The 4,551-nt window shown below is 77.8% G+C and carries 4 protein-coding genes; 2 read left to right on the plus strand and 2 right to left on the minus strand.

Annotation, left to right across the window (positions count from 1 at the left end; genetic code table 11):
• Both rsmH and mraZ read right to left on the minus strand, forming a co-directional pair.
• Nucleotides 1-940 (minus strand): 16S rRNA (cytosine(1402)-N(4))-methyltransferase RsmH (gene rsmH, locus NH342_RS22095; RefSeq protein ID WP_253018379.1); only part of this gene is annotated, 940 nt, incomplete at its 3' end.
• 462 nt (nt 941-1,402) lie between these two features.
• A complete protein-coding gene (gene mraZ / locus NH342_RS24415; protein WP_253018381.1) occupies nt 1,403-1,837 on the minus strand; it encodes a division/cell wall cluster transcriptional repressor MraZ in 435 nt (144 codons plus the stop codon).
• Nucleotides 1,838-2,196: 359 nt separating this feature from the next.
• Here mraZ and NH342_RS22105 point away from each other — a divergent pair, with 359 nt between their 5' ends.
• Entirely contained in the window at nt 2,197-3,207 is a 1,011-nt protein-coding gene (locus NH342_RS22105) for an AAA family ATPase (RefSeq protein WP_253018383.1), read from the plus strand.
• A gap of 2 nt (nt 3,208-3,209) precedes the next feature.
• A partial coding sequence (locus tag NH342_RS22110; RefSeq protein ID WP_253018385.1) for a DUF58 domain-containing protein occupies nt 3,210-4,551 on the plus strand: 1,342 nt, incomplete at its 3' end.

Genomic DNA, 4,551 nt, shown 5'->3' on the forward strand with positions numbered 1-4,551 from the left:
CCCGCACCCGGGCCGACGCCGCCCGCGGGTTGCGCTCGGTCTCGGCGTCGGCCGGCGCCTCGCCGCCGCGGGTGAGCAGCCGCAGCCAGGGCGCGTGCTCGGGCAGCGGCTGCGGCATGCCGGGCGGGGTGGTGTCGGTGGCGCCCAGCGCCAGGGCCTGCTTCACGATCCGGTCCTCCAGGGAGTGGAAGGTGATGACGGCGATGCGGCCGCCGACGGCCAGGGCGTCCAGCGCCGCGGGCAGCAGCCGGGTGAGCACGCCCAGCTCGTCGTTGACCTCGATGCGCAGCGCCTGGAAGGCGCGCTTGGCGGGGTGGCCGCCGGTGCGGCGGGTGGCGGCGGGGATGGCGTCGCGGACCAGCTCGGCGAGCCGGCCGGTGGTGGTGAACGGTTCCCGGGCGCGCTCGCGCTCGATGGCCGCGGCGATCCGGCCGGCGAACCGCTCCTCGCCGTAGACCTTGAGCACCCGGGTGAGCTCGCCGCGGGAGTAGGTGTTGACCACGTCGGCGGCGGTGCGGGGGCCGCCGGGGTCCATCCGCATGTCCAGCGGGGCGTCGTGGGCGTAGCTGAAGCCGCGGTCGGGGCGGTCCAGCTGCAGGGAGGAGACCCCGAGGTCGGCCAGGACCGCGTGCACCTCGTCGAGGCCGAGGTCGTCGAGGACCTCGGTCAGCTCGTCGAAGACGGCGGGGACGACGGTCGCCCGGTCGGCGTGGCCGGCGGCGGCGATGCGGCGGGTGGCCTCGGCGCGGGCGTCGGGGTCGCGGTCGAGGCCGACCAGCCGCAGACCGGGGTGCGCGTCCAGCAGCGCCAGGGAGTGGCCGGCCAGGCCGAGGGTGCAGTCCACGAGCACCGCGCCGTCGGCGGCGCAGGCGGGGCCGAGCAGCTCGGTGACCCGGTCGAGCAGGACGGGGACGTGGACCGCGGGCTGCGGGTCGCTCATCGCGGGCCTCCTTCGCCGTCCGTGGTGGGGGTGCTGCGGGGTGCTGTGGGGTGCTGGGGCGTCCCGGCCGTGGGACGCACCGGTCTCGTTCTCGGCCGTCGCGGGCCGTTCTCCACTCGGTGGTGCACCACCGCGCCGGGCGCCGTGGTGCGGGTGTGGCTCGTGGTGCTGGTGGGGTTCCGTTGGGCCGGGTGGTGCCCGGGTCGGTGGGGTTGCAGGGGGTGTCGGGCCGTGCGCCCGGGGAGGTGCCGGCGGTGCGCCCACCACCGCGGGGCCCGTCCGGCGACGGGGAAGGTCGCCGGCCTGGGCCCCGCCGGTGGTGCGGGGTGGGGCTGGGTGGTGCGGGTGGAGCGGGGTGGGGCGCCCGGGGGGTCCAGCCGCGGGGAAGTCGGCTGGCGGGTCCGGTGTGCCCGAGCCCCGGGGAAGTGGGCTCGGGCGCGGGGCGCCCGCGGTCGGGGGCGGTCAGGACAGGGTCGGCATCCCCTCGCTCTCGCTCTCCGCGTAGGCGGCCTCCTGCTCGGCGACGTAGGCGTCCCAGGCGGCGGCGTCCCAGATCTCGAAGCGGGTGTCGACGCCGACGACGACCACGTCGCGGTCGAGGCCGGCGTACTCGCGCAGCAGCGCCGGCAGCGTGATGCGGCCGGCCTTGTCCGGCTCCAGCTCGACCATCGAGCCGAAGCCCAGGCGGTTCAGCGCCCGGGCGCGGCCGGTGTCGGCGGGCATGGCGGCGGCCCGGGCGCGCTGCACCTCGGCGACGCGCTCGTGGGTCAGGCCGTAGACGCAGCGCTCCTGGCCCTTGGTCAGCACGACGCCGCCGGAGACCAGCTCGCGGAAGCGCACGGGGAGGGCGAGGCGGCCCTTCTCGTCCAGGCGCAGGGAGTGGCTGCCGAGGAACACCGGTCCACCACCCCCACCTCTGCTTCCCGGGGGCCTCGCAGGTCCCCCTGTAGGCCCTGCATCCCCATCGGGCGCCACCCTAACCCACCAGCCCCCACTGGACACCACTTCGCACCCCGTGTCCCCCTGCGCCCCACCGACCCCCACCGGTAGGGGTCTGTGACAGGAGTGACGAGCGGGAGGCGGATCCCGCCGGCGGGGGTCGCGACCGCCCGCCACGACCTCGGTCGACCCGCGTCGTGGCCCCTCCCTCCGCGGCGTGCCCGGGAGCAAGGGGCGTCAGCGCGGCTGGACCCGCGCCCGCAGCGCGGTGGCTGCACCGGACCCGGTCGGCGGGCGCGGCACGTACCGTGGCGGGGGTGACGGAGGCGACACAGGGGGCGACAGCGGTCGGCACCGGGTCGCCCCGGCACGGGCACCCCGCGGCGCAGGTCGACGTGCAGGCCGAGGGCGCGCGGATCGCCGAGGCAATGGGCACCGTCGTCGTCGGCAAGCCCGACGTCGTCCGGCTGGCCCTGGTGGTCCTGCTGGCCGAGGGCCACCTGCTCATCGAGGACGTGCCCGGCGTCGGGAAGACCACGCTGGCCAAGGCGATGGCCCGGGCGGTGGACTCCGAGGTGCGCCGCATCCAGTTCACCCCGGACCTGCTGCCCAGCGACGTCACCGGCGTGGCGGTGTTCGACCAGGAGTCACGGGCCTTCGAGTTCCGGCCCGGTGCGGTGTTCGCCAACCTGGTCGTCGCCGACGAGATCAACCGGGCCTCGCCCAAGACCCAGTCGGCGCTGCTGGAGTGCATGGAGGAGCGGCAGGTCACCGTCGACGGCACCACCTACGAGCTGGCGCGGCCCTTCATGGTGCTGGCCACCCAGAACCCGCTGGAGATGGAGGGCACCTACCCGCTGCCCGAGGCCCAGCGCGACCGCTTCACCGCCCGCATCTCGATGGGTTACCCCGACCGCGACGCCGAGCTCGCGATGCTCGACGACCGGGCGGTGGTCGACCCGCTGACCCGGCTGCGCCCCGTCGCCGACGCCGCCACCGTGCGGGCGATGGTCGACGCCGTCGCCGGTCTGCACGTGGCCGACCCGCTGCGCCGGTACGTGGTGTCCCTGGTCGAGGCCAGCCGGCGCAGCCCCGACCTGCGGCTGGGCGCCTCCCCGCGGGCGGGCCTGCAGCTGCTGCGCGCCGCCCGCGCCGCCGCCGCGCTGGCCGGCCGCGACCACGTGCTGCCCGACGACGTGCAGGAGCTGGCCGCCCCGGTGCTGGCCCACCGGTTGCTGCTCACCCCCGACGCCGCGCTGGCCCGTCGCACGCCCGAGCGGGTGGTCGCCGAGCTGCTGGCCGCCGTCCCGGTCCCGCGCCGCCGCTGACCGTGGGCCGTCGCCGCGGCCGGCTGGCCGACCTCACCTCCAGCCTGACCCTGCGCGGCGGCTGCCTGGTCGCGGCCGGGGTGACCCTGGTGCTGCTGGGCGCCCTCCTCGGGGAGCGGTCGCTGGTGCAGGTGGCGGTGTTCGTGCTGGCGCTGCCCGTGCTGGCCGCGGTCGGCGTCGTCCGGGCCCGGTTCCGGCTGGCCTCCCGGCGCACCGTCACCCCCTCCCGGCTGCCCCGCGGCCAGGACGCCGACGTCCTGCTGGAGATCACCAACACCGACCGCCGGCCGGGCGGGCTGTGGGCGATGTCCGAGCAGCTGCCCGTCGACCTCGGACCCCGGCCGCGCTTCCTGGTGGAGCGGCTGCCCAGCGGGGCCACCGCGGCGCTGCGCTACCGGGTGCACGGCGCCCGCCGCGGCCGGCTGCCGCTGGGCCCGCTGCGGCTGCGGCTGGTCGACCCCTTCGGCCTGGTGCTGCGCACCACCAGCGGGGTGGACACCGCGACCCTGCTCGTGGTGCCCCGGGTCCGGCCGCTGCCCGCCGTCGCGCTGTCCGGCGGCGCCGGCGGGGGTGCGGTGGGCGCCCGCCGGTCGCTGGCCGTGCACGGCGAGGACGACGTCAGCACCCGCGAGTACCGCCGGGGCGACGACCTGCGCAAGGTGCACTGGCGGGCCACGGCCCGCACCGGGGAGCTGATGGTGCGGCTGGAGGAGAAGCCGTGGCGCTCGTCGGCGACCCTGCTGGTGGACACCCGGCAGCGGGCCCACGTGCTCGGCGGCGTGGTCGCCAGCGGCCCGGTCGGTGACCCCGCTCCCCCGCCGGACACCCTGGAGTGGCTGGTCGAGGCCGCCGCGAGCATCGGCGACCACCTGCTGGCGGCCGGCGCGGACCTGCGGGTGCTGACCGACACCGGCGAGCTGGCCGGCGGCGGGCCGGGTGGGGTGGTGGACCGCGGCGGCCTGGCCGAGTCCCTCGCCGGGCTCACCGCCTCGCGGGCCACCGACCTGGAGACCGCGCTGCAGGCGCTGCGCCGCACCGCCGACGGCGGACCGCTGGTGTGCCTGCTGGCCGGGGTCACCGCGGAGGACGTCACGGCACTGGTCCGCGCCCGGTCCGGCCCGGGCAGCGACGTGGCGGTGCTGGTCGACGTCCCCGCCTGGCACGACGCGACCGCCGGCGGGGGCGGTCGCCGCTACGCGCTGGCCCCGGGTGCGCGGGTGCGGCTGACCCAGCAGCAGGAGCAGGCCACCGGGTTGCTGCGCGCCGCGGGCTGGCGGGTGGTCACCGCGGGGCCCCAGGACGCGGTGGAGACCGTCTGGGCCCGGGTGGGCGCGGCGGCGGGCG

Source organism: Klenkia sp. PcliD-1-E, assembly GCF_024124375.1.
Classification (GTDB): Bacteria; Actinomycetota; Actinomycetes; order Mycobacteriales; family Geodermatophilaceae; genus Klenkia.